Source organism: Actinocorallia herbida, from assembly GCF_003751225.1.
Classification (GTDB): domain Bacteria; phylum Actinomycetota; class Actinomycetes; order Streptosporangiales; family Streptosporangiaceae; genus Actinocorallia; species Actinocorallia herbida.
Map to the genome: position 1 here is coordinate 8,951,548 of NZ_RJKE01000001.1, position 26,900 is coordinate 8,978,447.

Here is a 26,900-nt window from a genome sequence, read left to right on the forward strand (position 1 = left end):
GGCGGTCGGCGGGACGGGAGGCCGGGAGTGGGCAGGACGGTTCCCCAGCGGATCATGCGGGTGGTCCTCACCCGCGAGCTGATCGTGCACACCGCCGTCGAACTGGTCGAGCGCGACGGTCCTGACGCCCTGTCGATGCGCGCGGTCGGCGAGGAGCTCGGCGTCAGCGCGATGGCGATGTACCGGCACGTGGAGAGCAAGGAAGACCTGATCCAGGGCATGGCCGAGTACGTCATGGCGACGCTCGACGTGCCCGACGAGCAGGAGGGCGCCTGGCGGGACGAGGCCCGGGAGCTGGTCCGGGCGTTCCGGGCGATCGCTCGCGAGTTCCCCCGCAGCCTCGCCCTCGTGCTGGAGAGCCGCACCCGCATCCCGGTGACGTTCCGGGCGATCGAAAGGGCGCTGAGCCTCTGCGTCCGGGCCGGTCTCGACGGGCCGACGGCGATCGCGGTGATGCGCTCGATGATGGCGTTCACCCTCGGCTCGCAGCTGCGCGAGGCGGGCCTCGGCAGGGTACTGGCCCGGGAGCCCGGCGACCCCGCCGCGGCGATGCGCGCCCTCGGCGCGGCCCGCTTCCCCCACGTCGTGGCCCAGCACGAGGCCCTGCTGGACCCGGACGCGGACGCCGACTTCGAGTTCGGCCTCGAACTCTTCCTCGCCGCCATCGAAGCAGGCGCCACCCCTCACCGAGACCCCCTCTGACCACCCCGCCTCCCGCCCCGTCCCGACCCGGCTGCCCCGCGGCCAAGCCGATCGCGACGGTGCGCGGATCCGCGGCCCGTCCGGGGTCCGGGCGATAGCCGTCCAGGCCCGCGGGCCGGGCGATCGGGATTCAGGGGGTTCGGGTGCGGAGGGCGTCGAGGGCGGCGAGAAGGAGTTCCAAGCCGATGTCGAAGTCGCCGGCGAGGTCGGTGCGGAGGAACTCGGCGGGGAGGCCGGTCTGCTTGAGGCGGGCGGCGGTCTCGGGCGGTTCCGGCATTTTCAGGGCGCCGCTCATCATCATCTGCGCCCCGATCGCGTAAGACATCAGGCAGCGCAGGGCGCGCACGGACGTCTCGGCGTCGAATCCCGCCTCTTCCAGGACGGTCAGGGCGCGTTCCGTGGTCCGCATGGGGAACTCCAGGTCCACCCGGCTGGTGAGGACGAGGTGCATCGTCCGCGGATGCCTGCGGGCCGCCTCGCCGAACGCCCCGACCAGCGCCCGCGCCCCCGCCTTCCAGTCGCCCGCGTCGGCCGCGGCCTCGGTGTCGAGTTCGGCGAAGACCTCTTGCGCGATGCCTTCGAGAAGGTTGTCGCGGTCGGGCACATGGTTGTACAGCGACATCGTCCCGACGCCGAGCTCAGCGGCCACCTTCCGCATCGTCAGCGCCTTGGCGCCTTCCCGCTCGACGAGCGCGATGGCCGTCCCGACGATGAGGCCGCGTGTGAGCGCCGGACGCCCCGCCGTCCCCTTCGCCGCCATGGAACCCCTTTCCCGCACCGTCCAAAACGCTAGCAGCGCCCCGCCTCGAAAAGGTCTCGCGATGCGGCGGGACCGGCGCCGCCGAGACTTCGGCCGGGCACGAGCGCGGCATGGGCGCGAGGTCGTGCGGGCAGGGGCGGGCCCCGGTCAGGGTTCGCGGAGACGGGCGGCCAGGGCGGTGAGGGCCGGGACCGCGTCCGCGATGGCCGTGATCTGGGCGTCGGAGAGGGTCGCGAGGGCGTCGCGGGTGTAGGTGGTGATGAGGGCGTCGACCTCGGCGAGGCGGGCTCGGGCGCGGGGGGTGATGTGGAGGTGGGCGACGCGCTTGTCGGCGGGGTCCTGGAGGCGGATCAACTCGCCCTCGGCGACCAGGAGGGAGACCAGGGAGCTCACGTTGTTGGGCTTCATGCGGAGCGCCTCGGCGGCCTCGCGGACGGTGATGCCGTCGCGTTCGCCGACGAGCCGCATGAGGGCGAGCTGGGTCTCCGGCGGTTTGGGATGGGGGAACTCATCGTCGAGACGGCGCTCGATCGCACGGATCAGCAGCGGCAGGATCGGCCCGAGACCGGCCGAGATGTCTTGGAGTTCCTTCCGGGAAGGCACAGACGCATGGTACCCATGCGCCGGATAGGTATCCGGAACATGGGTATCCATGGGCGGGTCAGCCGGCGGGTCTAGTGGGCCGCGGGGACGTCGACGGGGCTCTGGCCCCGGCGCACGACCACGATCGCGACGACCGCGCCGATCAGGCACAGGGCGCCCGCGGTGCCGGCGGCGGCGTGCACCCCGGTGACGAACGCCTCGCCCGTCGCCTGGGTGATCGCCGTGGCGAGTCCGGGGTCCGCGCCCGGCGGCACCAGGGCGACCCCGAGCGCGACGGTCTCGCGGGCGTGCCCGGTGAGCTCCGCGCCGACGTCGGCCGGCACGCCCGCGTCGGTGAACGCGCTGCCGATCGTCCCCGCGGCACGGGAGCCGAGCACCGACAGCAGCACCGAGGTGCCGAGCGCGCCTCCGATCTGGAGCGCCGTCGCCTGCAGGCCGCCCGCGACGCCCGCGTCCTTGACCGGCGCGTTCCCGACGATCGCCTCCGACGACGCCGCCATCACCATGCCGACGCCGAGGCCGAGTCCGACGAACGGCGGCCACAGGAGGTGGTAGGACGAGTCCACGGCGAGGAGCATCAGCGTGAGCGCCGAGGCGCCCTGGAGCACCATGCCGAGCGGCATGGTGAGCCGCGGCCCGAACCTGTCGGTGAGCGCGGCGCCGACCGGCGAGGCGACCACGGACGCGATGCTCAGCGGCAGGATGAGCACGCCCGCCATGAGCGCCGAGTGCCCGCGCACGTTCTGCTGGTAGAGCATGATGAAGAAGATCGACCCGAGCAGGGTGAAGAAGTTGATCGCGGTGATCAGCGTGCCGACCGTCAGCGACGGGTTGCGGAACAGCCGCATCGGCAGCAGCGGGTGCTCGGTGCGGTTCTCGACGAGCCCGAAGACGAGCAGGAGCACCAGGCCGAGGATGAGCACGCCGTAGGTGCGGCCGTCGCTCCAGCCCCAGCTCTCGCCCTTGACGATGCCGAAGACGAGCGCGACCATGCCGAGCGCCAGCAGGATCACGCCGGGCACGTCGAACCTGTGGTGGCCGGTGCTGTTGCGCGTCTCGGGCAGCACCCAGAGGCCGTAGACGAGGCCGATCACGCCGATCGGGACGTTGATGTAGAAGACCCACTCCCAGCCGACCTGCTCGACCAGCGCGCCGCCGATGATCGGGCCGAGCGCGGTGGAGACCGAGGACACCATGGCCCAGATGCCGACGGCGATGCCGAACCGCCGCGGCGGGAAGACCGCGCGCAGGATGCCGAGGGTGTTCGGCATGAGCAGCGCGCCGAAGGCGCCCTGGAGCGCCCGGAAGACGATGACGCCTTCGATGGAGCCGACGAGGCCGATGATCGCGGACGTCACGGTGAAGCCCACGAGGCCGATGAGGAAGAACCTGCGCCGTCCGTAGCGGTCGCCGAGCTTGCCGCCGAGGACGAGCAGGGCCGCGAGGGCCAGCAGGTAGGCGTTGGTCACCCATTGGAGCTGGGACAGCGAGGTGTCGAGTGCCGCACCGATGTACGGGTTGGCCACGGAGACGACGCTGCCGTCGAGACCGACCATGAACAGGCCGAACGCGACGGCTGCGAGCGCGGCCCAGGGGCTGGACCGCAGCTTGCGCGGGGCTTTTTCCGCCTCGCCCTTTGCGGGAGCCTTCGCGGGGCTCTGAAGATCCATGGGTGGGGAGCACCTTTCCTTTCGACGTGCGGAGGCGCACGTCGGCTCAAAGAAGACTCCGCAAACATACCTATAGGTACATACCTATAATGTACGAGGAAAGCTGAGACATCCGCCACAACCTCGCGGATCAGGCGGTCACGGCGCGCGACAGACCAAGACCATCCGGGCACCGTGGGGGTCGGTGATCAGCGAGATCAGCCCTGCGGCGCCGTCCTCGGGGCCGCTGAGGATCCTGCCCCCGGCCGCCTCCGCGCGGTCCGCCGCCGACGCGCAGTCGGAGACGCCGAAATAAGGCAACCAGTGCGGGTCCTCCTCCGACGAGACGGCGCTGGCCACGGGCCGTCCGTCATCGGTGGTCCACTCCAGGCGCTCCCCCGCGCCGTCACGCGCCAGCGCGCTGACCCGCCAGTCCAAAGCGTGCACGTAGAAGGCCGACACCTCTTCCGGGTCGGCTCCGGCCAGCTCGATCCAGGCGAGCGCGCCCGGTTCGTCGATGCGGGCCGCGCCCTGGTGCCGGTAGGGCTGCCAGAGGCCGAACTCCAGGCCATAAGGGTCCTGCGCGGTGCCCATCCGGCCGAGGTCGCCCACGTCGACGCCGGACAGCATGACCTGCCCCCCTGCCTCGGTGACCCGCTTGAGCCCGGTCTCGATGTCCGGCGTCTGGAAGAAGAACATCCAGGAGGGCCGCTCGACCGGGTCGGCGAGCTGCAGGAGCCCCGCGACCTCGGGCCCGTCCGCGCCGTCCTGGGTGAAGATCTCGTAGTCACCCAGTCGGTCGCTGGCCAGGACGTAGGTGCCCCAGCCGAACAGTTCGGCGTAGAAGCGCTTCGACTCCTCCACGTCGGGGGAGTTCAGCTCCACCCACGAAGGCGTGTTCCAGGCGTACTCGACGACTTCCGGCACAGATCTCAACCTCCCCCTCCGACGCTACAGATCGCCACCTAGAGGGCGGCTCACGTCATTTCCACAGGAAGCCCAAACCGCGATCAACGCCGTTGGAGGAGGCCCTTGACATAGGCGGCCTGGCCCGCGTGCTGGAGATCGTCGGCGATGACGCTCACCAGCCGGACGGCCAGGGTGACGGGCGGATCCCAGGACGTGTCGACGACCTCGTCGAGGTCCTCGGCGGTGAGGCCCCGCACGTAGGCGATCGTCTCCCGGTGAACGGCGTCGTGATACCCGCGCAGGGACCTCGCGTCGGCGACGACGGCGGCGACCTGCGCGGCGTCGTGGCCGAAGCCCGTGTCGTAGGGGTCGAGGGGCAGGCCGAACCTCTCGGCCCAGCCGCCGGTGATCCAGACCTGGTCGCGTTCCGCGACGTCGGCCACGTGGTCGTCCTGCACCCGCGTCAGATGCCAGACCAGCCAGGCGATCGAGTTGGCCTCCGGATCCACCTGGACGGCCAGATCGTCCTTCGACAGCCCTTCGACGGCCTCGTGCACGACCTCCTTGATCCGCGCGAACCCGTCCTCGAGCACGCCCACGGCGTCCATGGCGCTCCCCTCCCGCGATCGGCCTTCTTGGGGAGGTTCCTCTCCACTCCCCGTTCCGCTACTCCGGCACCCGTCCGACGCGGGGGTCGAGACCCAGGTGATCTTGTAGTCGTCCGTTTTGTCGGGAAAGTCGGTGACCAGGCCTTACTTCGGTGCAAGAAACGGGTGTTATGTCGATATGGTGCCGGTCATGGATGCGCAGCCCATGGCCGGACCGCTCACGAGCGCGGCGGTCTTCCTGGTGTTCACCCTCGAACCCGGCGGCGAAGAGACCGCGCGCGATCTCCTGCGCGACCTCGACGGGCTGCGGCGCGCGATCGGCTTCCGGGCCGCGTCCGGCGGGCTGACCTGTGTCGCGGGCATCGGCTCGGACGCCTGGGACCGCCTCTACGGCGGAAAGCGCCCGGCGCTGCTGCACCCGTTCCAGGAACTGCGCGGACCGGCGCACACCGCCCCGGCGACCCCGGGCGACCTCCTCTTCCACCTCCGCGCGGAACGCCAGGACCTCTGCTTCGAACTCGCGCGGCAGATCCACCACAGGCTCGGCGCGCACGTCACGCTCGCCGACGAGACGCACGGATTCCGCTACTTCGACCGGCGCGACCTCCTCGGCTTCGTCGACGGCACCGAGAACCCCGAGGGCGAGGACGCGGTCGCCGCGGCGACGGTCGGCGCGGAAGATCCGGAGTTCGCGGGCGGCGGTTACGCGGTCGTGCAGAAGTACCTGCACGACCTGGAGTCCTGGAACGCCCTGCCGGTCGAGGCGCAGGAGCGCGCGATCGGCCGCACCAAGCTCGACGACATCGAACTCGACGACAAGCCCGCCGACGCCCATCTCTCGCTCAACGTCATCACCGACGAGGACGGCGAGGAACTCGAGGTCGTGCGTTACGGCATGCCTTTCGGCGGCGCGGCCAACGGCGCGGGCGGCCTCTACTACCTGGCTTACGCACGCGATCCCCGCATCCTCGAACGCATGCTCCGGAACATGTTCCTCGGCGACGGCGCCGCCGAGCACGACCGTATTCTCGACTTTTCCACCGCCATCACCGGCGGCCTTTTCTTCATCCCCCCGGCAGGCCTCCTGGAGTCCACGGACCCCGCTCCCTGAGCCGCGTTGCGGCGCCCTCCGGCCGTACCGGGCGCGGGCCGAAAAGGAGAGCGCGTTGCCTCACGCTTAATCGAAATAATAGGACTTGCATCACATTTCTTCACTGCATTGCCTCTTTCTCAAACGAAATCGCCGGTCAAGACCTACGATCGCGGCGCATAAGGCGGATTCGTTCAGAGAAAGGCACGCGCCATGAGCAGCACCTCCCGGGGGCCCGGGGTCGGCCCCTGGACCGGAGCCGAGGTCGACCCGACGGCCGCGCACTCGGCCCGGATGTGGAACTACTGGCTCGGCGGCAAGGACAACTTCGAGATCGACCGCCAGGTGGCCGAGGAGCACGCCGCCAAGTTCCCCGGCATCGTGCACGTCGCCCGCCAGGTGCGCGCCTTCCTCGTCAGATCCGTGACGCTGCTGGCCGCCGAGGCGGGCGTCCGGCAGTTCCTCGACATCGGCACCGGGCTGCCGACCGCGAACAACACCCACGAGGTCGCCCAGCGGGTCTCCCCCGACGCCCGGATCGTCTACGTCGACAACGACCCGCTCGTCCTCGTGCACGCCCAGGCACTGCTCGTCGGCACGGCGGAGGGCCTGACCGACTACATCGAGGCCGACGTCCGCGAACCGGAGCGCATCCTCGCCGAAGCCGCCCGAACGCTCGACTTCAACGAGCCGATCGGGCTGATGATGCTCGGCGTGCTCGGCCAGATTCCCGACGCCGACGACCCGCGCGGCATCGTCCGGACCCTCGTGGACGCGCTCCCCTCCGGCAGCTTCGTCGTGATCGAGGACGGCGTCGACACCGACACGGCCCAGAACGACGCCATCGGCGACTACAACGAGAACCCCGACTCGACCGCCTCCTACCACCTGCGCAGCGTCGGCTTCCTCACCTCCTACTTCGACGGGCTCGACCTCCTGCCCCCGGGCGTCGTCTCCTGCTCGCGCTGGCGCCCCGACATGCGCGCCCTCGCCGCCCCGGAAGTGCCCGACTACGGCGGCGTCGCCCGCAAACCCTGACCCACCCATTCCGGACCACCACGAAACCCCCACGAAACAAGCCCTAACCCACCCCTCCCCCTCCCCCCCTCCGCCGCACCGCCACCATCACCCGCCGACCGCCCGCACGGCTCAGGTCCACCGCAGCGGGCGGAGGCGCCGGGCTCGGCCGATCCGCCCGGCGGCCGCGCCCGCGAGGACCACATGCCGTCACCGGCAGGTTACGCCGATCTCGTCGGCCGCGCTCTCGCGCCTGTGGATAACCTCGGCACCAGGATCTGGATCGGCGGGAGGCGCGGTGTTCGCAGGGAGCGTTGACGAGCATGTGATCGTGAGTGAGCGGCTGCGGGGGAATCCGCTGGGCGATCCGCACGAGCGGCCGCTGTGGGTGTACACGCCGCCCGGTTATGCGACGGGGGCCGGGCGTTACCCCGTCGTCTATGTGATCCAGGGGTACACGGGGCGGATCGGGACCTGGCGGCAGGGGGCGCCCTGGCGGGCCAGCTATCCCGAGATGATCGACGCGCTGTTCGCGTCCGCCGAGGTGCCGCCCGCGCTCGTGGTGTTCATCGACGCCTGGACGCGCGTCGGCGGCAGCCAGTACCTGGACTCGCCGGGCACCGGCGACTACCACTCCTACCTCTGCGACGAGGTCGTCGCGTTCGTGGACGAGCGCTACCGGACGCTGCCCGAGGCGCGGCACCGGGCGATCACCGGCAAGTCCAGCGGGGGCTACGGCGCGATGGTCACGCCGCTGCTGCGGCCCGACGTGTTCGGCTCGCTCGCCACCCACGCCGGCGACGCCCTGTTCGAGCTCTCCTACCAGCCGTTCTTCCCGGAGGCGGCGCGGACGCTCCGCGACTCCTACGACGGCGACTGGAACGCCTTCCTTTCGGACTTCTACAGCGGTCGGCCTGCGGGGTCCAAGGCGAGCGACATGACCCTGATCGAGTTGTACGGGTACGCGGCCTGCTACTCGGCCCTGCCCGACGGAACCGTCCAGCTGCCCTTCGACGACCTGGGCGTCCCCGTCCAGGACGTCTGGTCGCGCTGGCTCGCCCTCGACCCCGTCCGGATGGTCCCGGCGCGCGCGGAGGCCGCCCGTTCCCTGCACGCCGTGTGGATCGACGCGGGAAACGCCGACGAGTACCACCTGGACTCCGGGGCGATCGCCTACCGGCGCGCCCTCCAGGCCGCCGGGCTTCCCGACTCCCGGATCAACTTCGAGCTCTTCCCGGCCAAGCACGGGGCCATCGAGTACCGCTACCCCCTCGCCCTGCGCTGGCTCGCCCCGCGCCTGGCCCCCTGACCCCACGGCGCCGCCGGGCACCGAGCCTTGACGCCCGATGCCCGGCGTGCCCGAGGAAGCCCCGAAGGAAGCGCGGTGGCCGGTGGCCTATCCCGGGGATCCTCCCTTGCGGGCGGCCTTCTGATACCGGGCTATATGGGTCTCCGCCTGACCGTTGAGCCGGGCGCCCTGCGGCCAACCGGTGTAATGCGTGAGGAACAGCACAATCTCCCGCAACTCGTCCGGAGTGATCTCCGCGTTGGCCAGCGCGGCGGGCATCTGGAGGTCGAGGACGTCGTTGAGGTGCTGGCCCGCGAGCAGCCCGATGAGGAGGAGCCGCCGGTCGCGGAAGCTCAGGCCGGGACGGCTCCAGATATCGCCGAACAGGTGGTCGACCGTCGTCTCCATGAAGTCCCCGCGGGCTTCGTCGACGTCGAAGCCGTAGACCCGGGACATCATCTCCAGGCCGCGTGCGCGGCGTTCGTCCTGGCCGTTGGGCGAGCCGTCGACTTCGTGAGCCGTCATGACTCCTTCTCCGGGATGCCCAGGGCCGCGGCCAGAAGCGGGGCTGCCATACGCGTCAGCGGGAGGTCCACGCCCAGCTCGTCGGCAAGGTCGAAGGCCAAGGACAAGTCCTTCTCTCCGAGCGCGAGTGCGTGCCGCATCGCGTCGTAGAGGGGGTCGTCCGGGGCCATGGGGTCCGTCGTGCCGCGGAGGATGACCGATCCAGGGCCGCCGCTGACGCTGTCGGAGTGCCGGACGAGCCTTCCGAGCCTGCGCAGTGAGATCCCCGCGGCCTCGGCCAGCCGCTGCGCCTCGGCCGCCGCGGCGAACCCGGTGAACTGGAGGATGTTGCGGGCCAGCTTCGCGCGGGTGCCCGCGCCGATCGGCCCCACGTGCAGGGCGAGCCCCGACCAGGCCGCGAACGGGCCCTGGACCCGCGCGAAGGCCTCCTCGGTCCCGCCGACCATCACCGCGAGCGTCCCGGCGATCGCGCCGAACGCGCTGCCGCTGACCGGCGCGTCGACCACTTCGACGCCGAGCTCGCGTGCCCGCTCGGCCAGCTCCTCGGCGGTCCGCGGCCGGATCGTGGAGTGCACCGCGAGGACCGTGCCGGGCCGCAGCGCCGGGGCCATCGCCTCGAACACCGCGACCACCTGCGCGTCGTCCCTGACCATCACGGAGATGACGTCCGCGGCGGCCGCCACCTCCGCAGGGCCGGCCGCCGCCTTCGCGCCCTTCGCCACGAGCTGTTCCACGGCCTCAGGCGACACGTCGTAGACGATCGCGGCAGGGCCGTGCGCGGCCATCGGGCCGCCCATCTGGCCGAGCCCTATGAAGCCGTAGACGGGGTCCTTCTTCTGGTCTTCCATGGCATCCCTTCGCCGGCGCTCCTTGCGGAGGCGGGTGGACAGGCGGTCTACGTCAGCGCGTGCGCACGCGTACGGGGAGTCGCGCGAAGCCCCGCACGTTCGCTGAATGCACCCGTCGGGCGGCGGCCTCGTCCACCTCGTAGGAGGCGACGCGGCGCGCGAACTCCGTCAGGGCGATGCGCGCTTCGAGCCGCGCGAGGTTGGCCCCGAGACAGAAGTGCCTGCCTCCGCCGAAGCTGATGAGCGCGGAGGTGTCCCGGGAGAGGTCGTAGACGTCGGGGTCGGCGAAGGCGCGCGGGTCACGGTTGGCAGAGCCGACGAGCAGAAGCAGCCGGTCGCCGGGCCGCAGAAGGCTCCCGTGCAGCTCGGTCTCGCGGGTGACCGTCCGGGCGAGCATCTGGCTCGAGGTGTCGTAGCGCAGCGTCTCCTCGACCCAGCGGCTTGTCCACTCGGGCCCGTCGAGGGGATCGTCGGGCGCCTGCGCGAGGTGACCCGCCATGCCGTCAGGGGTGCGCCCTCCCCAGTACAGGGCGTTGGCGAGGAGCTTGGTCGTGGTCTCGTTGCCCGCGACGACCATGAGGAACAGGAACGCGATGACCTCGTGGTCGGCGAGCCTGTCCCCGTCCTCCGTGCCCGCCTCCAGGAGGGCCGTCGTGAGGTCGTCGCCGAAGGAGCCGCCGCGCCTGCGCTCGGTCACCATGTCCTGGTAGTAGCCGACGAGGGTGAGCGCGGCTTCCATGCCCTCGGGCGGCACGTCGTTGAGCCCTTCGACGCGGTGCACGACGAGGTCGGCGAGCCTGCGCAGTTCGTCCCGGTCGGCCACGGGCACCCCGGTCAGCTCGCAGATGACGTCCATCGGGAGCTTCCCGGCGAAGTCCGCGACGAAGTCGAAGTCCCCGGACGCGAGCGCGGGCTCCAGGTGCAGCCTGGTGAGGCGAAGGATGTCGTTGGAGAGGTCGCGTACCCGGCGGGGGGTGAAGCCCTTCGAGACCAGGGTGCGCATCCGCGTGTGGTCCGGCGGGTCGAGCGCGAGGAACGACATCGTGCGGTGCGCGGTGGGCCCCCACGCGGACGCGTCGAGGGTGACCCCGTTCCCGCTGGAGTACCGCGCGTGGTCGCGGAAGGCCGCGGACACGTCGGCGTGCCGGGAGACCGCCCAGAAGTCCAGATCGTCGTTCCGGTAGAGGGGCGCCTCCTCCCGGAGCCGCGCGTAGAACGGATACGGATCCTCGTGGACCGCGTAGTCGTACGGGCTGAACACCAGCGGTCCCTGCCCTGCGGGCGGGGACTGGGCGGGCGGAGTGCGCATGGCCGTCACCTCGGACTCGTCACTGTCTAACCGGCCCGCGCGGGGTGCTTCCGCGCTTCGCATACTTTATACAAGCAAGCGCTTGGTGAACAAGGCCGGGGTCCCGGGCCCGGCCGACCGCGATCGCGGGCCCTCCCGGGTCCAGTAGGGTCGGAATGCGCCCTTGGCCGTCTTCGGTCGGCCCCAATTTCGACGAGCCGGGGCGAGGCCACGCGCCCGCCCGGCGTGCCCAGACTCCGGGAGTCGCATGTTCTCCGGCAGCAGCGGACGCGGTTCCGCCCGCGCCCTCCTCCTCGGCCTCACGATCACGATGGCCGCCGCACTGGCCGCGTGCTCATCCGAGCCCGACCCGGCGCCGTCGGCGCCTCCTGCGGCCTCTCAGGCCGCGCCCGGGCAGACGCCCGCCGACTTCTGGGGCGACACCTCGGCGATTCCCGCCGCCGCGAACGTCCTCACCGTCAAGGTACTGAACCGGACGAACGGCAAATACCCCGACGACCAGGTCTTCTGGCGCTTCAACGACCAGGTCCACTCGATCGCCGAACAGCCCTACGTGGACATGCCCGCCAACAGTTCGGGCCGCATGTACTTCTCCCTCGGCTCGCCCGACTCCCAGTACACGGACTTCATCGAGTTCACCGTCGGCCCCGACGTCTTCCACGGCAACACCACTCGGGTCGACGCGTTCGGCCTGAAGCTCGCCATGCGGCTGCACTCCCACGACGGCTTCGACGTCGAGGTCGGCGAGGACCGGAAGCTCTTCGCCGAATCACGCGAGGCGACCTTCCAGCGCTTCGTCGACGAGGTGCCCGGCCCGTTCAAGGACCTCGCCCGCGTCGAGGCGCCTTACCGGATCGTCGCGCCGCGCACCGCGGCGCCCTTCCAGCCCGGAGGCTCCGCCGCCGGCTACTTCACCGCCTACGCCAAGAAGCACGGGGTCAAGGCGACCACGGCGGAGGTCGTCGGCTGCGCGGGGCCGCTCGCCGAGTCCGCCGCGCTGTGCGCGGCGCTCAACCGGCATACCGCGGGAAAGCCGGAAGCGGTCCAGCGCGACCCGGCGGCCTTCTACAAGAAGGGCCCGGCGAACCACTACGCGGCCTTCTGGCACGCCCACTCCCTCGGCGGGCTGTCTTACGGCTTCCCCTACGACGACCACGCCGAGCAGTCGTCGTTCGTCTCCCACGGCGACCCGGCCTGGCTGCTCGTGGCCGTCGGCTGGTAGGCGACGGGGCCTAGTCCAGCGAGGCGGGGGAGCCGGACTCCAGTGGCCTGGACGCCCCCGCAAGGTGCGTCGTCCCTCCGCCGACCAGACGGAACCCGTAGGGGCCGTGCGGCCTCCACAGTTCGGTGATCGAGCAGTTGGGGACATCGCACGAACCCACGAACCGGCGGAACGCCCGCATCTGCGCGACGTCGGGCGCCGCCTCCCGGCCCATGGCCAGCGTCCAGATCACCGCCTTCATGAACAGGCCGTGGGTGAACACCGCGACGAGTCCATCGCCGGGCAGGGCGGCGAGCCTGTCCAGCAGGGCGTGAACGCGGGCGATGAGCGCGACGTAAGACTCGCCATCCCCTCCGTGCCTGTACTCGGGGTCCATGCGTTCCCAGTAGGCGGTGATGTCCGGCTGCCGTTGGGCGTTGGTCGTACGCGGCGCGTGCAGTCGGCCCAGATAGGTGAACTCCTGTACGGGCCACTCTTCGTACGGCGTCGCGGGGAACCTCGCGACGGTGTCCTCCGCCGTCTGCCTCGCCCGCACGAACGTGGAGCTGACGATGAGCTCGGGCGGCTCCGCGAAGGCCGCGGCCGCCAGCGCCGCCTGCTCCCTGCCGAGCGGCGTCAGTGGCGCCGCCCCGGGCCCGTTCGTCGGGAGCCCCGCGTTCGACTCGCTCTCGCCATGCCTGATCAGCCACACCCGCCGCGCGTCAACCATGTCGCCAGGCTCGCACGCCCGCCCCCGTCGGCGGAAGCGCACACCGCGTGCGCGTGGGAGCCGGGTGCGGCGGGTCCTGGGATTTCGGCGCGGAGGCCGGGTAGGGCGTGGGGTACAGGCCGCCGGTCTGGGACGGGGGGACGCATGCCGCGCATCGGGATACCGCGGGCGAGGAGAACCGCGCTGGTCGCCTCTGCGCTCCTGGCCGGGACCCTCCTCGGTGTGCCCGGAAGGCCGACGGAGGCCGGAGGCGGCCTTCCCGGAACGGCCACGGGCCGCGGCGGCGCGGTCGCCACGGTCGACGCCACGGCGAGCGGCACGGCCATCGAAGTGCTCCGCCAAGGCGGGAACGCGGTGGACGCGGCGGTGGCGGCGGCCGCCACCCTCGGCGTGACCGAGCCGTACGTCGCCGCACTGGGCGGCGGCGGCTTCTTCCTCTACTACGACCCGCGCACACGCGACGTCCACACCGTGGACGGCCGGGAGAGCGCTCCCGCCGCGATGCGCGCCGACTCCTTCACCGACCCGTCCACGGGGCGGCCCATCCCCCTGGAAGAGGCCATCACCAGCGGCCTGTCCGTCGGGGTGCCGGGCACGCTCCGCCAATGGGACCTCCTCCTGCGACGGCACGGGACACGGCCCCTGGGCGACCTTCTCCGCCCGGCGATCAAGGTCGCGGAACGCGGCTTTCCCGTGGACCAGGAGTTCCACGACCAGACCGCGCGCAACGCCGCCCGCTTCGCCGACTTCGTCCCGACCCGAAAACTCTTCCTCCCCGGTGGCGCGCCTCCCGCCGTCGGCACGACCTTCCGCAACCCCGACCTCGCCGCGACCTACCGCGGCATCGCCGAGAAGGGGATCGGCTGGTTCTACGAGGGCGGCCTCGCCCGCGAGATCGTCCGGACGGTCCGGCGCCCGCCCCTCGTCGAAGGAGCGGCCCGCAAGGTGCGTCCCGGCCTTCTGACGGCCTCCGACCTCGCGTCCTATCGCGCCGTGTCCCGGGACCCTGTGCGCACCCGGTACCGGGGGCTCGATGTCTACGGCATGGCGCCCCCGTCGTCAGGCGGCAGCACCGTCGGGGAGGCGCTCAACATCCTCGACCGGCTTCCGCGCCCGGCGAGCGATCCCGTCCAGACGCTGCACTCTTACCTGGAGGCGTCGAAGCTCGCCTACGCCGACCGAGAGCGGTATGTGGGCGACGTCCCCGGGGTGCCGCTGAAGGAGCTGCTCTCCGAGGACTACGGAAGGGAACGCGCCTGTCTGGTGAGTCCGACGAGCGCCCTGAAGCCTCCCGTAGCGGCGGGCTCTCCTGACGGGCAGTACGAGACCTGCGCCTCCGCCTCCGGTACGGGAGGCCCCCTCGCCTATGAAGGCCCGCAGACCACCAACCTCGTCGTCTCCGACCGGTGGGGCGGCGTCGCCGTCTACACGCTGACGATCGAGCAGTGGGGCGGCAGCGGCATCACCGTGCCCGGCCGCGGGTTCCTGCTCAACAACGAGCTCACCGATTTCAGCCTCGCGCCGCGCCCCGGCGACCCCAACGCCGCAGCGCCGGGCAAGCGCCCGCGCAGCAGCATCGCGCCGACCGTCGTGCTCCGCGACGGCCTGCCCTTCCTCGCGCTCGGCTCGCCGGGCGGCTCCACGATCATCACCACGGTGCTCCAGATCCTGGTGCACCGGCTCGACCTCGGCATGGACCTGCCCGGCTCCGTCGCGGCGCCGCGCGCCACCCAGCGGAACACGCCCACGACCCTCGCCGAACGGGCGTTCCTCGACGCTTACGGCCCCGCGCTGACCACCCGGGGCCAGATCCTGGAGCCCTATCCCGGGCCGCCCCCGGAGATCGGGGCCGCGACCGCGCTGGAGTTCCTCGGGGACGGGCTCGTCCAGGCCGTCGCCGAACCCGTCAGGCGGCACGGGGGTAGCGCGCGCACGGTCCGCCCGGACTGACCAGCCGGGCATACTTTCCTTCACCGGCGGAACCATGCTCTATCGTCCGATCGTGGCTACGGTACTGCTCGTCGAGGACGACGCTCACGTCAGACAGGCGCTGTTGCGGGAGCTGCGCGCCCTGGGACACGCGGTGAGCAGCGCCGGACGGGCGCTGGACGCGCTGCGCGAGGTCGCCGCGGGCGGCCCCGAGGTCGTCGTGCTCGATCTGGGCCTGCCCGACCTCGACGGCGGCGAGGCGCTCAAGATGATGCGGGCGGTCTCCGACGTCCCCGTCATCGTGGCCACCGCGCGCGACGGCGAGCAGGAGATCATCCGGCTGCTCGGCTCCGGTGCCGACGACTATCTGACGAAGCCGTTCTCCGCGGTCCACCTGCACGCCCGTATCGAGGCCGTCCTACGCCGGACCCGTACGGCCCCGCGCAACGAGGCCCTCGTCGTCGGCGACCTAAGGGTCGACGCCGACCGGCGCGAGGCGAGCCTCGCGGGGACCCCGCTCCAACTGTCGCGCCGAGAGTTCGACCTGCTCGCCCATCTCGCCCGGCACGCGGGCCGGGTCGTGCGCCGCCAGGAACTGCTCGCCGAGGTGTGGCGGCAGCCCCACGGCGACGACCAGACGATCGACGTCCATCTCTCCTGGCTCCGCCGCAAACTGGGCGAGAGCGCGGCCCGCCCCCGGTACCTGCACACCGTCCGGGGCGTCGGCGTGATGCTCATGGCCCCGGAATAGCCGGCGGCCCGGGAAGGCTTGAAGCGGGTATGAGCGACGAAATCAAACCGATCCGCAAGGTCACGCTGGGGACGGGCGGGCCCGTCGTAGGAGTCCAGGGCTTCGGGGCCATGGGCATCAGCGAGTTCTACGGTCCGACGGACGCCGAAGCGGCCCGCGACACGCTGGAGGCCGCCGTCAAGGCGGGCGTCACCCTGATCGACACCGCGGACGTCTACGGCAGCGGTGCCAACGAGGAGTTCCTCGCCCCGTTCGTCGCGGCGCACCGGGACGAGATCACGCTGGCCACGAAGTTCGCCATCGAGCGGCGGGCGGACGACCCGCGGTTCCGGGGCGTCCGCAACGATCCCGCCTACATCAAGGCGGCCGTCGAAGGGAGCCTGCGCCGCCTGGGCGTCGAGGTCATCGACCTGTACTACATGCACCGCCGGGACCCGGCCGTCCCGTTCGCCGAGTCGGTGGGCGCGATGGCCGAGCTGGTGCGGGAGGGCAAGGTGCGGCACCTCGGCCTGAGCGAGGTCACCGGCGCCGAACTGCGCGAGGCGCACGCCGTCCACCCGATCGCCGCGCTCCAGTCGGAGTGGTCGGTCTTCAGCCGCGACGTCGAGCGCAGCGCCGTGGGCGCGGCCGCCGAGCTCGGGGTCGCGTTCGTGCCGTACTCGCCGCTCGGCCGCGGCTTCCTGACGGGCTCCTTCACCAACGCGAGCACCGACCTTTCCGGCGGCGACTTCCGCCAGTGGCAGCCGCGCTTCACCGGCGACAACGCCAAGGCCAACGCCGCGCTCCTGGCTCCGCTGCGCGAGATCGCCGCCGCCCACGACGCGACGACCGCGCAGATCGCGCTGGCCTGGGTGCAGCAGCGGGCCGACGTGCACGGCCTGACCGTCGTGCCCATTCCCGGCACCCGCAAGCGCGGCCGCCTTCTGGAGAACGCCGCGGCCACCCGCATCGCCCTCACCGCCGCCGAACTCGCGCTGCTCGAGCCGATCGCGGCGCAGGTCGCGGGCGACCGGTACCCGGACATGTCCAGCACCTCCGCGGCCCGCGAGGCCTAGCGGCGAAAGGCCCCCGCGGCGAGCCGCCGCTCGGGCGCGGACGGGCCGGGGAGCGGCCCCCGAGACCGCTCCCCGGCACGGGTCACGGGTGCAGGGCGGCCTTCAGGGTCGACGCGGCGAGCGCGACCGCGGCCTTGGCGGCCTGGGTGTCGTGCAGGGAGTTCACCATGACGAAGTCGTGGACGATGCCGGTGAACCGGACCGCCGTCACCGGGACGCCCGCCCGGCGAAGATTCGCGGCGTAGGCCTCGCCCTCGTCGCGCAGGACGTCGGCCTCGGCGGTGACCACCAGGGCCGGGGGAAGCCCGGTGAGCTGGTCGGGGGTGGCGCGCAGCGGCGAGACCGTGATCCGGGCGCGGTCCTCCTCGCTCGTCGTGTACTGGTCCCAGAACCACTTCATGCCGTCGCGGGTGAGGAAGTAGCCCTCGGCGAACTCCGCGTAGGAGGCGGTGTCGAAGGCCGCGTCCGTGACGGGGTAGAAGAGCACCTGCTGCACGAACGAAAGGTCGCCGCGTTCCTTCGCCATGAGCGTGAGCGCGATGGCCATGTTGCCGCCTACGGAGTCGCCCGCGAGCGCGATGCGCGAGCCGTCCAGGTTCTTGGCCGCACCCTCCTGAGCCGCCCACTGGGCGACGCGGTAGGACTGCTCGTTCGCTACCGGGTAGCGCACGTCGGGCGAGCGGTCGTACTCGGGGAACACGACGGCCGCGTGCGCGCCGACGGCCAGGTCGCGCACGAGCCGGTCGTGGGTGTGCGCGTCGCCGAAGACCCAGCCGGCGCCGTGCGTGTAGACGATGATCGGGAGCGGGCCCTCGGCGCCCTTCGGCCGGACGATCCTGGCCCGCACCGAGCCGGTGGGCCCGCCTTCGACGGTGATCCACTCCTCGTCGACCTCGGGCTTGAAGATCGGGGCGTCCTGCACGCCGTCGACGGCCTTGCGGCCCTCTTCGGGGGCGAGCTGGTAGAGGAACGGGGGCTCGGACGTCGCGTCGACGAACTCCTGGGCCGCCTGCTCCAGCGCCAGTCCGTGCGGGTTTCCTGCCATGGGCTTTCGGTGCCTTTCGAGAGGGAGTGCGGTGGGTCAGCCGAGGTCGGCGAGCGCGGCTTCGATGAACGCGACGAGCTCGGCCGGGTGGGTCTGCATGACCAGGTGCGGCGCGTCGAGCTCCATCACCTCGCGCAGACCGGCCCTCTTGTAGCCGAAGCGCTCGACGTCGGGGTTGATGGTCTTGTCGGCGGCCGACACGACGCCCCAGGCGGGCTTCTCCCGCCAGGCCGCCGCGCCCGCGGGCTCACCGAACGCGAACGCCGAGAGCGGACGCTGGGAGACGGCGAACACCTTGGCCGTGTCCTCGTCCACCCCCTCGGCGAAGACCGACGGAAACGCCTCGATCTTCACGGACACGTCGGTGCCGGGCTCCCCGCCGTCCACCGGATAGGGCGCGTAGACGAGGTTCGCGGCGAGCTCGGAGTCGGGGAACCCGCCTTGGAGCTGACCAAGGCTCTCGCCTTCCTCCAGCGCGTAGCCCGACACGTACACGAGCCCGACGACGTTCTCGGCCACTCCGGCCACGGTGATCACGGCCCCGCCGTAGGAGTGCCCGACGAGCAGGACGGGACCGTCGATCTGCTCGGCGACCGACCGGATGTAGGCGGCGTCGCCCGAAAGGCTCCGGTTCGCGACGGGCGGGACGAGCACGTCGTGCCCCCGCTCCAGGAGCCGGAGTGTGACGGGCGCCCAGCTCGCACCGTCCGCGAAAGCCCCATGGACCAGGACGATGGTGGTTTTCTGCAACATGTCTTAAGTCTCCGCTCCGCCCGTCGCCCGGCGCCCCCCTTCACGGGCCACGAATGCCGCTGATCAGGACATCCATAAAGGCGGCATCAAGGCGCCGGCCTGGGACGACGGGTCGGCGCACGCCGGTCGGCGGAACGGGGGGACGGCCCGAAGCGCGGCCGGATCAGGCGGAGCGGAGGGTGGAGCGGAACCGCTGCTGGTACTTGCGCGGGGAGATCCCGAGACGCGCCACGAACGCGCGGCGCATGGCCTCGCTGGTGCCGTAGCCCGCGGCGGTCGCCGACTCGGTGACCGTGCACCCGGCGTCGAGCTTCTCCCGCGCCACCGAGAACCGGACATAGGCCACGTACTCGGCGGGCGAGCTCTCCAGGTCGGCGCGGAACAACCGGGTCAGATGCCGGACGCTCACGCCGCCGAGGGAGGCGAGCTCCTGAACCGTGTAGGGATGCGCGGGATCGGCCCAGACCAGCCCGGCCACCGCCCGCACCAGCGGCGTGCGGGGCGCGGGACCGCTCAGCGACGCCGAGAACTGCGACTGGCCCCCGGACCGCTGCATGTAGACCAGCAGCGACTGGGCGACGGCGCGGGCCGCGTCCGCCCCGTGGTCGTCCTCGACGAGCGCCAGCGCGAGATCGACGCCCGCGGCGACCCCCGCCGAGGTGAAGACGCGGCCGTCCCTGACGAAGATCGGATCGGGCTCGACCCGGATCTCCGGATACCGCTGCGCCAGCTCCCTGGTGAACTTCCAGTGGGTGGTGGCCCGCTTTCCGTTCAGCAGGCCGAGTTCGGCGAGCACGAAGGCGCCGCTGCAGATCGAGGTGAGCCGCCGTGTCCTCCCGGCCAGGCTCCGCGCGGCCTCCAGCAGCTCGGGGGTGACGAACTCCCGCGGCGCCAGCTCACTGCCGGGGATCACCACGGTGTCGAACCACCCCGCCTCGTGCGCCGCGCAGGCCACCGAGACGCGCGCGCCGATGGACGTACCGACCTCACGCCCGTCGGCCGAGACCGGCACCACTTCGTAGGCGTCCAGCGTCTGGTTGGCCTCGACGAACACCTCGGCGGGCCCGGCGAAATCGAGCATCTTGACGCCGTCGAACACCAGGAACCCGATGCGACGGCGACTCACGAAACCCCCACCGCGCCTCGGACCGCCACCCCTTAAGAGTACCTTGACCTGCGTTTCCATCGTGTGAACGGCGTCCGGGGGCCGGCTGCCGCCCGCGTGGGGGCTCTGGGCGCTGGGGCGACTAGTACTCGTAGACCTCGACGAGGGGCGGGTGCCCGTTCCAGGTGGCGAACACGGCGGAGCCGCGAACGCCGTCGGTGAGGTCGACGCGCAGCCACTCGGTCTGCTTCCAGACCTTGACCTCGAAGCCGCTGTCGGGGGTCGCGGAGACGAGTTTCGCCGCGTCCTCGGTGAACGACAGGACCACTCGGCCTGACGCGACCACGTAGGTGCGGACTTCTCCTTGCGGGGCAGGCGACGGCTCGGGCCGGCTCGTCGGCGACTGCTGGACCGTCGGTTTCACCGGCTTCGTCGGCTTCGCCGGGCCGGGGCCGGGGGTCGACGCCTTGGGCCAGGGCCGCGCCGACGAGCGGGTCGGGCTCGGCGTGGACGCCGCCGGATCCCGGACCGGATCCGCGGTCGCGCTCGGCGGGCGGCCCTGGATGACCGGGACCTCGGCCGCCGCGTCGGGGACCGGCAGCGCGGTGCCGCGCATCGCGTCGCCGACGCCGACCCAGGTGATCCCGACGCCCGCGGCCGTCGTGGCGGTCCACACCGCGAGAAATCCGAGTCGCACGCGCATGCCGCCATTATCGGGGCGTCCGGGCATTCGCGCGACCGTAAGGCTCCTCGCACCCTTCCGAGAATTCCCCGGGAGTACCGAAAGAAGTTATCCACAGGCGGGAATCCGTCGTCGCGCGCATTCCTGTAGCGTCGCGGCAGGACCGGGCGGGAAGGAGGGCCGCGAAAATGAGAAGTGCGTTGGCGCGGGTGGCGACGGCGGTGACCGCGATGGTCGCGCTGTCGTTCGTCATCCCGCTGGGGCTGCTGAACGGCCAGATGGCCTACGACCGGGCGATCACCGCGGCCGAGCGGCAGGCGTCCTCGCTGGTGCCGGTGCTCACCGTCACCGGCGACCCGGCGCAACTCGAGGCAGCGCTCGGCTCGACCCCTGCGGGGGCCGCCGGGGTGATGGCGCTGCACCTGCCGGGGGGCGGGCCGCTCGGCTCCTCGCACGCCCCACGCGCGAAGCTCGCCGAGGCCGCGCGGCTGAAACGGACCTTCACCGCCGACGCCGAGGGCGGCAAGGTGCTGCTGCGCCCCGTCGTCCTGGACGCCGATCGCACGGCCGTCATCGAGGTCTTCGTGCCCTCGGCCGAGCTGGGCCAGGGGGTGCGGAAATCCTGGCTGATCCTCGTGCTCGTGGCGCTCGCGCTGGTCGGGGTGTCGGTGGCCATGGCGGATCGCCTGGCGATCCGGGTCGTGCGGGCCGCGGACCGGCTCGCCGAGGCGGTCACCCGGGTGTCCGGCGGCGATCTCAAGGCGCGGATCGCGCCAGACGGGCCACGCGAGCTGCGCGTGGCGGGCGAGGCGTTCAACCACATGGTCGGCGAACTCGCGCGGCTGCTGGCCGCCGAGCGGGAGGCCGGCGCGGACCTCTCGCACCGGCTCCGGACCCCGCTCACCGCGCTGCGGATCAACCTCGGCGGGCTGGCCGCCCACCCGGGCGATCCAGCCAGGCTCGCGCAGAGCCACGAGGCGCTCGGGCGGCTGGAGGACGCCGTCGACGAGATCATCGCGGCCGCGCGCAGGACCGACCGGGAACCCGCGCCCGACCAGGCGTGCGACGCCGCGGAGGTCGTCCGGGCCCGGCTGGAGTTCTGGTCGGCGCTGGCCGAGGACCAGGGCCGCGAGTGCCGGCTGACCGCCCCCGAGGCGGGCGCGCCCGTTCCTGTCGCGGCCGCGGAGCTGTCGGCGGTCGTGGACGCGCTGCTCGGCAACGTCTTCCGGCACACCCCGCACGGGGCCGCGCTCCAGGTCACCGTGCACCGCGGCAGGCACGCCACCGGCCTGCTCGTCGGCGACGCGGGCCAGGGGATCGCCGATCCACAGGCCGCCGCGCGGCGCGGCAGCAGCGGCGGCGGGTCGACCGGCCTCGGCCTGGACATCGCACGCCGCCTCGCGGAGTCCACCGGCGGCTCGCTCCGCGTCGGCACGTCCCTGCTGGGCGGCGCCCAGGTGGAGGTCTGGCTCCGCACCGACCAGCGCCCGGCCTCCGGCCGCACCGTCCGCCACGCGGCCCGCCGCGTCAGCCGCCGCACCGCCCCCTGGCGCAGACCCCGCGCCGACCGCGCCCCCCACCCCACCGACCCCTCTTAAGCCCAGCCCCCACCTCGCCCGCTCCGCACGCGGCCAGGCTCGGCGGGGGCGTGCGGCCTGGCTCGGGTGAGGGTGGCAGGGGGTGGGTGGGGTGCGGAGGAGGGCCGGGTGGGGGACGAGGGGTGGTCCGGGGATGGGAAGTGGGATGGAGAATGGTCTTAGGGGTGTCTTAAGGAATTGATATGGGGGCGTTAAGGGGAGGGGATTCGAGGGGGGTGGGATTGGTGGGTGGAAGGGATTTTTAGGCGGCTCTGATGGGTGGGTTAAGAGCGTCTGAAGGATGAAGAAAGGGGGGTTCCAGGGGCCTAGCATCGCGGTTGCCGCAGCGAATCGGTGCGGCGATTCAGGCAGCGGTGAGCCGTCGAGGAGGCCCCATGAACAGGCACGCGAAGTTCTTTGTCCGAGCTGCCGCGGCGGTGACGGCGGCCGCCGCGCCGGTGGCGCTGAGCGGTGCGCCGGCGTTGGCGCACGGGTCGATGGAGTTCCCGCTGAGCCGGGTCCTCACGTGCTACCAGGAGAACCCGGAGAACCCGAGTTCGGCGGCGTGCAAGGCTGCGGTCGCGGCGGGCGGCGCCCAGCAGTTCTACGACTGGAACGGGGTGCGGATCGGCGACGCCGCGGGACGGCACCGGCAGATCATCCCCGACGGGAAGCTGTGCAGCGCGGGCAACCCGGCCTTCCCCGGGCTCGACCTGGCCCGGGCGGACTGGCCCGCCACCCAGCTCAAGGCGGGGACGGACTACACCCTCAAGTTCCGGGTGACCGCGATCCACAAGGGCGGCTTCGAGCTGTACATCACCAAGAACGGGTACGACGCCGCGAAGCCGCTCACGTGGGCGGACCTGGAGGCCGCGCCGTTCGCGTCGGCCACGAACCCGTCGGCGTCGGGCGGCTACTACCAGCTGTCCGGCAAGATCCCCGCGGGCAAGACGGGCCGCCACCTCATCTACGCGATCTGGCAGCGGACCGACAGCCCCGAGGCCTTCTACTCGTGCTCCGACATCGTCCTCGGCGCCGGAGGCGGCGGCACGACCACCGAGACGGGCGGCGGCACCACCACGGGCGGCGGCACCACGGCCTCCCCCTCGCCGACCGCGACCTCGAGCACCGGTTCCGGCGCGGGATCGGGCACGGCCTCCCCCACGACCAAGCCCACCAAGACGGGCAAGCCCAAGCCCACGCAGTCGTGCGCGCCCGCGTCCACCGGGCACGACCACGACCATGGCGTGACCCCGCTCACCGACTCCACCCCGGCCTCCGGCACCTCCGCCCTCGGTCCCGACCCCAAGGGCACCGCGCTCATGGCCGGTGCCGCGGGCCTCGCCCTCGGCGGTGTCGCTGGCCTCCTGCTCACCGCCCGCCGCCGCAACGCGAGCCACGCGAAGTCCTGACCGGATCACGTCGAGTCCGGGCCCTGCCCTCTCGTCACCGCAGCGGGACGAGAGGGCAGGGCCCGGACCTCCGAGTCCGGCGCGTCGAGTCCTGACCCCGTCGTCCGCCGCCGGAGGCGGGGTCCTCCCCTCCCGTCCCGTCCGCCCCGGCCGTGCAGGGCCGGTGTGCGAGACGGGGCGGGAGTGATGTGTGGGGCGGCCGGATGCGGCTGCGCAGGAGATGGGGTGCGAGAACGTGAATACTTCTTGATAAGAGGGGTATTCCGGGCGGCATCGATCACCTGTTTAACTCCCCCGAAGAGCCTGCGGCCCCGCGGGAGACCCCCCATGGAACGGAGAGTGGAGTGCGCAGCACTCTGGTGAGCACGGCGCTGGTCGGCGTGCTGGCGGTAACGCTGAGCGCGGTCCCGGCCGAAGCCGAGCCCGTGAAGTCGAAGGAGTACGTCGTCCTCTACGGCGAGGGCGTGACCACGGCGAAGGCGCGCGCGGCGGTCAAGGCCGCCGGAGGCACGATCGTCGACGAGAACGCGGTGCTCGGCGTCGCCACGGTCACCTCGGACGAGGCCGGCTTCACCGACGCCGTCGCCTCGTCGGGCGCCCTCGACGGCGCCGCCGAGAACCGGGCCGTCGGCTACGTGCCGAAGACGCCCCGCGCGGCGAACCCGGCGGAGGACGTCGAGAAGGTCCGCGGGACGGGCAAGTCCCCGAAGGCCAAGGGCAAGTCCGAGCCCCTGGACAACCTCCAGTGGGACATGGCGCAGATCGACGCGGCGGCCGCCCACAAGGTCACCAAGGGCAGCAAGGACGTCCTCGTCGGCATCATGGACACCGGCGTCGACGCCTACCACCCGGACATCCGGCCGAACTTCGACTTCAAGCTCAGCCGGAACTTCACCGTGGACCTGCCCGCCGACGCCAACGGCACCGAGATCGACGGCGCCTGCGCCGACGACCCCGACGGCTCCTGCGAGGACCCCGCGACGGTCGACGAGAACGAGCACGGCACGCACGTCGCGTCCACCATCGCGTCCCCGAGCAACGGCGAGGGCATCGCGGGTGTCGCGCCGAACGTCCGGATCGTCAACCTGCGCACCGGCCAGGACTCCGGCTACTTCTTCCTCAAGCCGACCCTCGACGCGCTCGCCTACGCCGCGGACAACGGCGTCGACGTCGTGAACATGTCGTACTACGTGGACCCCTGGCTCTGGAACTGCTCGGCGAACCCCGCCGACAGCGCGGACGAGCAGGAGCAGCAGCGCGTCATCGTCCGGGCCGCCAACCGCGCGCTGAACTACGCGCACCGCAAGGGCGTGACGCTCGTGGCCGCGGCGGGCAACGACCTCGTCGACTACACCAAGACGAACGAGGACTCCGGCCCCGACTACGCGACGTTCCCCGGCCAGCAGCCGCGGCCGCGCGAGGTCCCGGCCTCGTGCGTGTCGATCCCCTCCGAGGGCGACCATGTCATCCCCGTCTCCTCGACCGGGATCTCCGAGCGCAAGGCGTACTACTCCAGCTTCGGCAAGGGCTATGTCGCCGTGGCGGCGCCGGGCGGCGACAAGGTCGACACCGCCGACAAGCACGTGGACGACGCCGTGGGCATCTGGGCCGCTTACCCCGAGAGCGTCGGGCGCGCGTCCGGCTCCATCGCGGCGGACGGGACCCCGACCGTGCCGTGGGTCGTCAAGCAGGGCGACGCCTACTACCAGTCCCTCCAGGGCACCTCGATGGCCTCGCCGCACGCGGCGGGCGTCGCGGCCCTGATCGTCAGCCGGTACGGCAAGCGCGACAGGGCGAACGGCGGCCTCACCTACAGCCCCGACCTCGTGGAGGCCCGCCTGCGCCGCACGGCGGTCCCGCACCCCTGCCCGGCCCCCGCGACCTTCACCTACGAGTGGTACACCCGCGGCGGAGCCCTCAGCACGTCCACCCAGACGTGTGAAGGCTCCCGCTCCAACAACGGCTTCTACGGCAACGGCATCATCAACGCCTTCCGCGCCGTGAAGTAACCGACCCTACGAAGGCGCCCGGCCGTCGGTGTACGGCCGGGCGCCTTATGCAGTCCCCAGAACGTGCGCAGGGGCCGTCCGCTCTTCCGCACGCGATCCGGACGGGAGTCGCCGATGTCCGACGAGCAGATCGACCTGCTGTTCCACGCGGCGGTGGAACTCCAGCAGCGCGGGATGTGGGAGCAGGCGCTCACCCAGCAGCGCGAGGCCGAGGGACTGCTGCGCGGGCAGCCTTCCGGTGCCCGCCGCGACGAGCGGCTCGCCGCGCTCCTGTACGGGACGGGCGGGTCGCTGAACGCGCTCGGCCGCCACGCGGAGTCCGCCGGGGTGCTCGAGGAGAGCCTGGCGCGCTACACCGAGCTGGGCGCCGCGCCCACGCTGATCGCGGACGTGCGGATGCGCCGGGCGGTCGCGCTCGCGGCCACCGGGCGGGGCGCATCGGCGGTCATCGAGGCCGACGCCGCGGTCCGCACCCACCTCGACGTCGGCCGGCCGTCCGATCTCGCCCGGGTCCTCCAGCTCAACGCCGATGTCCTGGCCGACCACGGCGATCCCGACCTCGCCGTCGCGTCCGCCGACAGGTGCCTGAGGATCCTGCTCCAGCCGGGCCGGCCCGGCGCGGCCGACGCGCGGTACCTGTTCCTCGCCGCGCGCCGCGCCTCGGACCTGCACGCCGCTGCGGGCCGCCCCGACCCGGCCCTCGCCGCCGCCGAGATCGCCTGGACCTCCGGGCGCGAACAAGGATTCGCGATGCCCTCCGACGGGCTGCGCATGGTCGTCCGGCTGCGGGAGTCCGGCGACCTGAGGACCGCGGACCGCTTCCTCAAGGAGCTCCGCGGCCTTGTCCCCGATGCGGACCCCGCTTCTTACCCGACGCCCGAGCCGTCCGTCACGCTCGCGCAGGCGATGGCCGCCACGGGTGCCACCGGAGTGCCCGCTCTCGACCCGCGTGACGCCGAAGCACCCTTCGTTCCGTCCCAGCGCAGCGCAGCGCCCTTCCTTGCGACGGCCCACGCGACCGCCCTCTCGGCGGTTTGCCTTAGCGCCCTCCCGGAGGACGTCCCCCACGGTGTCCGCCTCGGCCTGGAAGCCCACTACCTCTTCGCCTACGCCTCCGAGGCGCAGGATTCCGACCTGCGCTACCGGTTCGTCACGCACGGAGCCCTGTGGGCGCGGGTGCTCCTGGCCCTCACCCTCGCCCTGCGGCCTGGCGACCCCGCTCTCGCCGACGACCTCACCGGGTGGGCGCGGGCCGTCGTGGCCCGACTGCCGCCGACCACCGCGGAGGCCGTCGAGATCATCGCCGCCTGGATCCCCTTCCTGGACGCCCAGGACGCCTGAGA

At 72.1% G+C, this 26,900-nt stretch carries 25 protein-coding genes; 12 read left to right on the forward strand and 13 right to left on the reverse strand.

Annotated features, from left to right (window positions below; all coding sequences use genetic code 11):
• Positions 1–27: 27 nt before the first annotated feature.
• Positions 28–702 (forward strand): TetR/AcrR family transcriptional regulator, encoded by a 675-nt coding sequence (locus EDD29_RS40745; RefSeq protein WP_123669488.1) that lies wholly within the window; start codon positions 28–30, stop codon positions 700–702.
• Between the two features lie 130 nt (positions 703–832).
• On the opposite strand, the gene EDD29_RS40750 is transcribed toward EDD29_RS40745, so the two are convergent.
• The 5 genes from EDD29_RS40750 to EDD29_RS40770 form a co-directional block, all read right to left on the reverse strand.
• Complete coding sequence (locus tag EDD29_RS40750) at positions 833–1,462, reverse strand: TetR/AcrR family transcriptional regulator (RefSeq protein ID WP_123669489.1); 630 nt, start codon at positions 1,460–1,462, stop codon at positions 833–835.
• A 147-nt stretch (positions 1,463–1,609) separates the two neighbouring features.
• The gene (locus EDD29_RS40755) at positions 1,610–2,065 is read right to left on the reverse strand and encodes a MarR family winged helix-turn-helix transcriptional regulator (protein WP_246053262.1); all 456 of its coding nucleotides are present in this window, start codon (positions 2,063–2,065) and stop codon (positions 1,610–1,612) included.
• A gap of 71 nt (positions 2,066–2,136) precedes the next feature.
• A complete protein-coding gene (locus EDD29_RS40760) occupies positions 2,137–3,735 on the reverse strand; it encodes an MFS transporter (RefSeq protein WP_123669491.1) in 1,599 nt (532 codons plus the stop codon).
• A 138-nt stretch (positions 3,736–3,873) separates the two neighbouring features.
• On the reverse strand, positions 3,874–4,641 hold the full coding sequence (locus tag EDD29_RS40765; RefSeq protein WP_123669492.1) for a VOC family protein: 768 nt from the start codon (positions 4,639–4,641) through the stop codon (positions 3,874–3,876).
• 83 nt (positions 4,642–4,724) lie between these two features.
• A complete protein-coding gene (locus EDD29_RS40770; RefSeq protein WP_123669493.1) occupies positions 4,725–5,231 on the reverse strand; it encodes a mycothiol transferase in 507 nt (168 codons plus the stop codon).
• 190 nt (positions 5,232–5,421) lie between these two features.
• Between EDD29_RS40770 and EDD29_RS40775 the strand changes: the two genes are divergently transcribed.
• The 3 genes from EDD29_RS40775 to EDD29_RS40785 all read left to right on the forward strand — a co-directional run bounded on the left by EDD29_RS40775 (position 5,422) and on the right by EDD29_RS40785 (position 8,647).
• Positions 5,422–6,342: a Dyp-type peroxidase gene (locus tag EDD29_RS40775; RefSeq protein WP_211360155.1), complete on the forward strand. Its 921-nt coding sequence runs from the start codon at positions 5,422–5,424 to the stop codon at positions 6,340–6,342.
• Between the two features lie 192 nt (positions 6,343–6,534).
• The gene (locus EDD29_RS40780) at positions 6,535–7,359 is read left to right on the forward strand and encodes an SAM-dependent methyltransferase (protein WP_123669495.1); all 825 of its coding nucleotides are present in this window, start codon (positions 6,535–6,537) and stop codon (positions 7,357–7,359) included.
• Positions 7,360–7,669: 310 nt separating this feature from the next.
• On the forward strand, positions 7,670–8,647 hold the full coding sequence (locus tag EDD29_RS40785; RefSeq protein ID WP_246053263.1) for an alpha/beta hydrolase: 978 nt from the start codon (positions 7,670–7,672) through the stop codon (positions 8,645–8,647).
• 87 nt (positions 8,648–8,734) lie between these two features.
• Here EDD29_RS40785 and EDD29_RS40790 read toward each other — a convergent pair whose 3' ends face one another.
• The 3 genes from EDD29_RS40790 to EDD29_RS40800 are packed head-to-tail and all read right to left on the reverse strand — an operon-like array spanning position 8,735 to position 11,308.
• Positions 8,735–9,151 (reverse strand): carboxymuconolactone decarboxylase family protein, encoded by a 417-nt coding sequence (locus EDD29_RS40790; RefSeq protein WP_123669497.1) that lies wholly within the window; start codon positions 9,149–9,151, stop codon positions 8,735–8,737.
• On the reverse strand, positions 9,148–9,999 hold the full coding sequence (locus EDD29_RS40795) for an NAD(P)-dependent oxidoreductase (RefSeq protein ID WP_123669498.1): 852 nt from the start codon (positions 9,997–9,999) through the stop codon (positions 9,148–9,150). The genes EDD29_RS40790 and EDD29_RS40795 overlap by 4 nt, the downstream gene beginning before the upstream one ends.
• Positions 10,000–10,051: 52 nt before the next feature.
• Positions 10,052–11,308 carry a cytochrome P450 gene (locus EDD29_RS40800; protein ID WP_123670999.1) on the reverse strand — a complete coding sequence of 419 codons (1,257 nt, stop codon included), beginning with the start codon at positions 11,306–11,308 and terminating at the stop codon, positions 10,052–10,054.
• 247 nt (positions 11,309–11,555) lie between these two features.
• On the opposite strand from EDD29_RS40800, the gene EDD29_RS40805 reads away from it, so the two are divergent.
• Positions 11,556–12,530: a glycoside hydrolase family 64 protein gene (locus tag EDD29_RS40805; RefSeq protein ID WP_123669499.1), complete on the forward strand. Its 975-nt coding sequence runs from the start codon at positions 11,556–11,558 to the stop codon at positions 12,528–12,530.
• Between the two features lie 10 nt (positions 12,531–12,540).
• Here EDD29_RS40805 and EDD29_RS40810 read toward each other — a convergent pair whose 3' ends face one another.
• On the reverse strand, positions 12,541–13,239 hold the full coding sequence (locus EDD29_RS40810) for a histidine phosphatase family protein (protein ID WP_123669500.1): 699 nt from the start codon (positions 13,237–13,239) through the stop codon (positions 12,541–12,543).
• Positions 13,240–13,383: 144 nt separating this feature from the next.
• On the opposite strand from EDD29_RS40810, the gene ggt reads away from it, so the two are divergent.
• The 3 genes from ggt to EDD29_RS40825 are packed head-to-tail and all read left to right on the forward strand — an operon-like array spanning position 13,384 to position 16,974.
• Positions 13,384–15,189 carry a gamma-glutamyltransferase gene (ggt, locus tag EDD29_RS40815; RefSeq protein WP_123669501.1) on the forward strand — a complete coding sequence of 602 codons (1,806 nt, stop codon included), beginning with the start codon at positions 13,384–13,386 and terminating at the stop codon, positions 15,187–15,189.
• Between the two features lie 52 nt (positions 15,190–15,241).
• A complete protein-coding gene (locus EDD29_RS40820) occupies positions 15,242–15,919 on the forward strand; it encodes a response regulator transcription factor (protein WP_123671000.1) in 678 nt (225 codons plus the stop codon).
• A 29-nt stretch (positions 15,920–15,948) separates the two neighbouring features.
• Positions 15,949–16,974 (forward strand): aldo/keto reductase, encoded by a 1,026-nt coding sequence (locus EDD29_RS40825; RefSeq protein ID WP_123669502.1) that lies wholly within the window; start codon positions 15,949–15,951, stop codon positions 16,972–16,974.
• Positions 16,975–17,056: 82 nt separating this feature from the next.
• Here EDD29_RS40825 and EDD29_RS40830 read toward each other — a convergent pair whose 3' ends face one another.
• The 4 genes from EDD29_RS40830 to EDD29_RS40845 form a co-directional block, all read right to left on the reverse strand.
• Complete coding sequence (locus EDD29_RS40830; protein WP_123669503.1) at positions 17,057–18,019, reverse strand: alpha/beta hydrolase; 963 nt, start codon at positions 18,017–18,019, stop codon at positions 17,057–17,059.
• Positions 18,020–18,055: 36 nt separating this feature from the next.
• A complete protein-coding gene (locus EDD29_RS40835; RefSeq protein WP_123669504.1) occupies positions 18,056–18,772 on the reverse strand; it encodes an alpha/beta hydrolase in 717 nt (238 codons plus the stop codon).
• 163 nt (positions 18,773–18,935) lie between these two features.
• Positions 18,936–19,898 carry a GlxA family transcriptional regulator gene (locus tag EDD29_RS40840; RefSeq protein WP_246053264.1) on the reverse strand — a complete coding sequence of 321 codons (963 nt, stop codon included), beginning with the start codon at positions 19,896–19,898 and terminating at the stop codon, positions 18,936–18,938.
• A gap of 121 nt (positions 19,899–20,019) precedes the next feature.
• Positions 20,020–20,580, reverse strand: coding sequence for a hypothetical protein (locus EDD29_RS40845; RefSeq protein ID WP_123669506.1), 561 nt, complete (start codon positions 20,578–20,580; stop codon positions 20,020–20,022).
• 167 nt (positions 20,581–20,747) lie between these two features.
• On the opposite strand from EDD29_RS40845, the gene EDD29_RS40850 reads away from it, so the two are divergent.
• The 4 genes from EDD29_RS40850 to EDD29_RS40865 all read left to right on the forward strand — a co-directional run bounded on the left by EDD29_RS40850 (position 20,748) and on the right by EDD29_RS40865 (position 26,898).
• Positions 20,748–22,157 carry a sensor histidine kinase gene (locus EDD29_RS40850; protein WP_123669507.1) on the forward strand — a complete coding sequence of 470 codons (1,410 nt, stop codon included), beginning with the start codon at positions 20,748–20,750 and terminating at the stop codon, positions 22,155–22,157.
• A gap of 374 nt (positions 22,158–22,531) precedes the next feature.
• Positions 22,532–23,548: a lytic polysaccharide monooxygenase auxiliary activity family 9 protein gene (locus EDD29_RS40855; RefSeq protein WP_123669508.1), complete on the forward strand. Its 1,017-nt coding sequence runs from the start codon at positions 22,532–22,534 to the stop codon at positions 23,546–23,548.
• 344 nt (positions 23,549–23,892) lie between these two features.
• Entirely contained in the window at positions 23,893–25,557 is a 1,665-nt protein-coding gene (locus tag EDD29_RS40860) for a S8 family peptidase (RefSeq protein WP_123669509.1), read from the forward strand.
• Positions 25,558–25,671: 114 nt separating this feature from the next.
• Positions 25,672–26,898 (forward strand): tetratricopeptide repeat protein, encoded by a 1,227-nt coding sequence (locus EDD29_RS40865; RefSeq protein WP_123669510.1) that lies wholly within the window; start codon positions 25,672–25,674, stop codon positions 26,896–26,898.
• Positions 26,899–26,900 lie beyond the last annotated feature (2 nt).

Excerpts from the sequence above, each read along its gene's own strand:
- EDD29_RS40805 (WP_123669499.1), top strand. The coding sequence starts at position 11,556 with ATGTTCTCCGGCAGCAGCGGACGCGGTTCCGCCCGCGCCCTCCTCCTC.
- EDD29_RS40810 (WP_123669500.1), bottom strand. The coding sequence starts at position 13,239 with ATGGTTGACGCGCGGCGGGTGTGGCTGATCAGGCATGGCGAGAGCGAG.
- EDD29_RS40780 (WP_123669495.1), top strand. The coding sequence starts at position 6,535 with ATGAGCAGCACCTCCCGGGGGCCCGGGGTCGGCCCCTGGACCGGAGCC.
- EDD29_RS40795 (WP_123669498.1), bottom strand. The coding sequence starts at position 9,999 with ATGGAAGACCAGAAGAAGGACCCCGTCTACGGCTTCATAGGGCTCGGC.
- EDD29_RS40850 (WP_123669507.1), top strand. The coding sequence starts at position 20,748 with ATGAGAAGTGCGTTGGCGCGGGTGGCGACGGCGGTGACCGCGATGGTC.
- EDD29_RS40770 (WP_123669493.1), bottom strand. The coding sequence starts at position 5,231 with ATGGACGCCGTGGGCGTGCTCGAGGACGGGTTCGCGCGGATCAAGGAG.
- EDD29_RS40855 (WP_123669508.1), top strand. The coding sequence starts at position 22,532 with ATGAACAGGCACGCGAAGTTCTTTGTCCGAGCTGCCGCGGCGGTGACG.
- EDD29_RS40790 (WP_123669497.1), bottom strand. The coding sequence starts at position 9,151 with ATGACGGCTCACGAAGTCGACGGCTCGCCCAACGGCCAGGACGAACGC.
- EDD29_RS40830 (WP_123669503.1), bottom strand. The coding sequence starts at position 18,019 with ATGGCAGGAAACCCGCACGGACTGGCGCTGGAGCAGGCGGCCCAGGAG.
- ggt (WP_123669501.1), top strand. The coding sequence starts at position 13,384 with ATGCCGCGCATCGGGATACCGCGGGCGAGGAGAACCGCGCTGGTCGCC.
- EDD29_RS40865 (WP_123669510.1), top strand. The coding sequence starts at position 25,672 with ATGTCCGACGAGCAGATCGACCTGCTGTTCCACGCGGCGGTGGAACTC.
- EDD29_RS40825 (WP_123669502.1), top strand. The coding sequence starts at position 15,949 with ATGAGCGACGAAATCAAACCGATCCGCAAGGTCACGCTGGGGACGGGC.
- EDD29_RS40760 (WP_123669491.1), bottom strand. The coding sequence starts at position 3,735 with ATGGATCTTCAGAGCCCCGCGAAGGCTCCCGCAAAGGGCGAGGCGGAA.
- EDD29_RS40775 (WP_211360155.1), top strand. The coding sequence starts at position 5,422 with ATGGATGCGCAGCCCATGGCCGGACCGCTCACGAGCGCGGCGGTCTTC.
- EDD29_RS40845 (WP_123669506.1), bottom strand. The coding sequence starts at position 20,580 with ATGCGCGTGCGACTCGGATTTCTCGCGGTGTGGACCGCCACGACGGCC.
- EDD29_RS40835 (WP_123669504.1), bottom strand. The coding sequence starts at position 18,772 with ATGTTGCAGAAAACCACCATCGTCCTGGTCCATGGGGCTTTCGCGGAC.
- EDD29_RS40800 (WP_123670999.1), bottom strand. The coding sequence starts at position 11,308 with ATGCGCACTCCGCCCGCCCAGTCCCCGCCCGCAGGGCAGGGACCGCTG.
- EDD29_RS40750 (WP_123669489.1), bottom strand. The coding sequence starts at position 1,462 with ATGGCGGCGAAGGGGACGGCGGGGCGTCCGGCGCTCACACGCGGCCTC.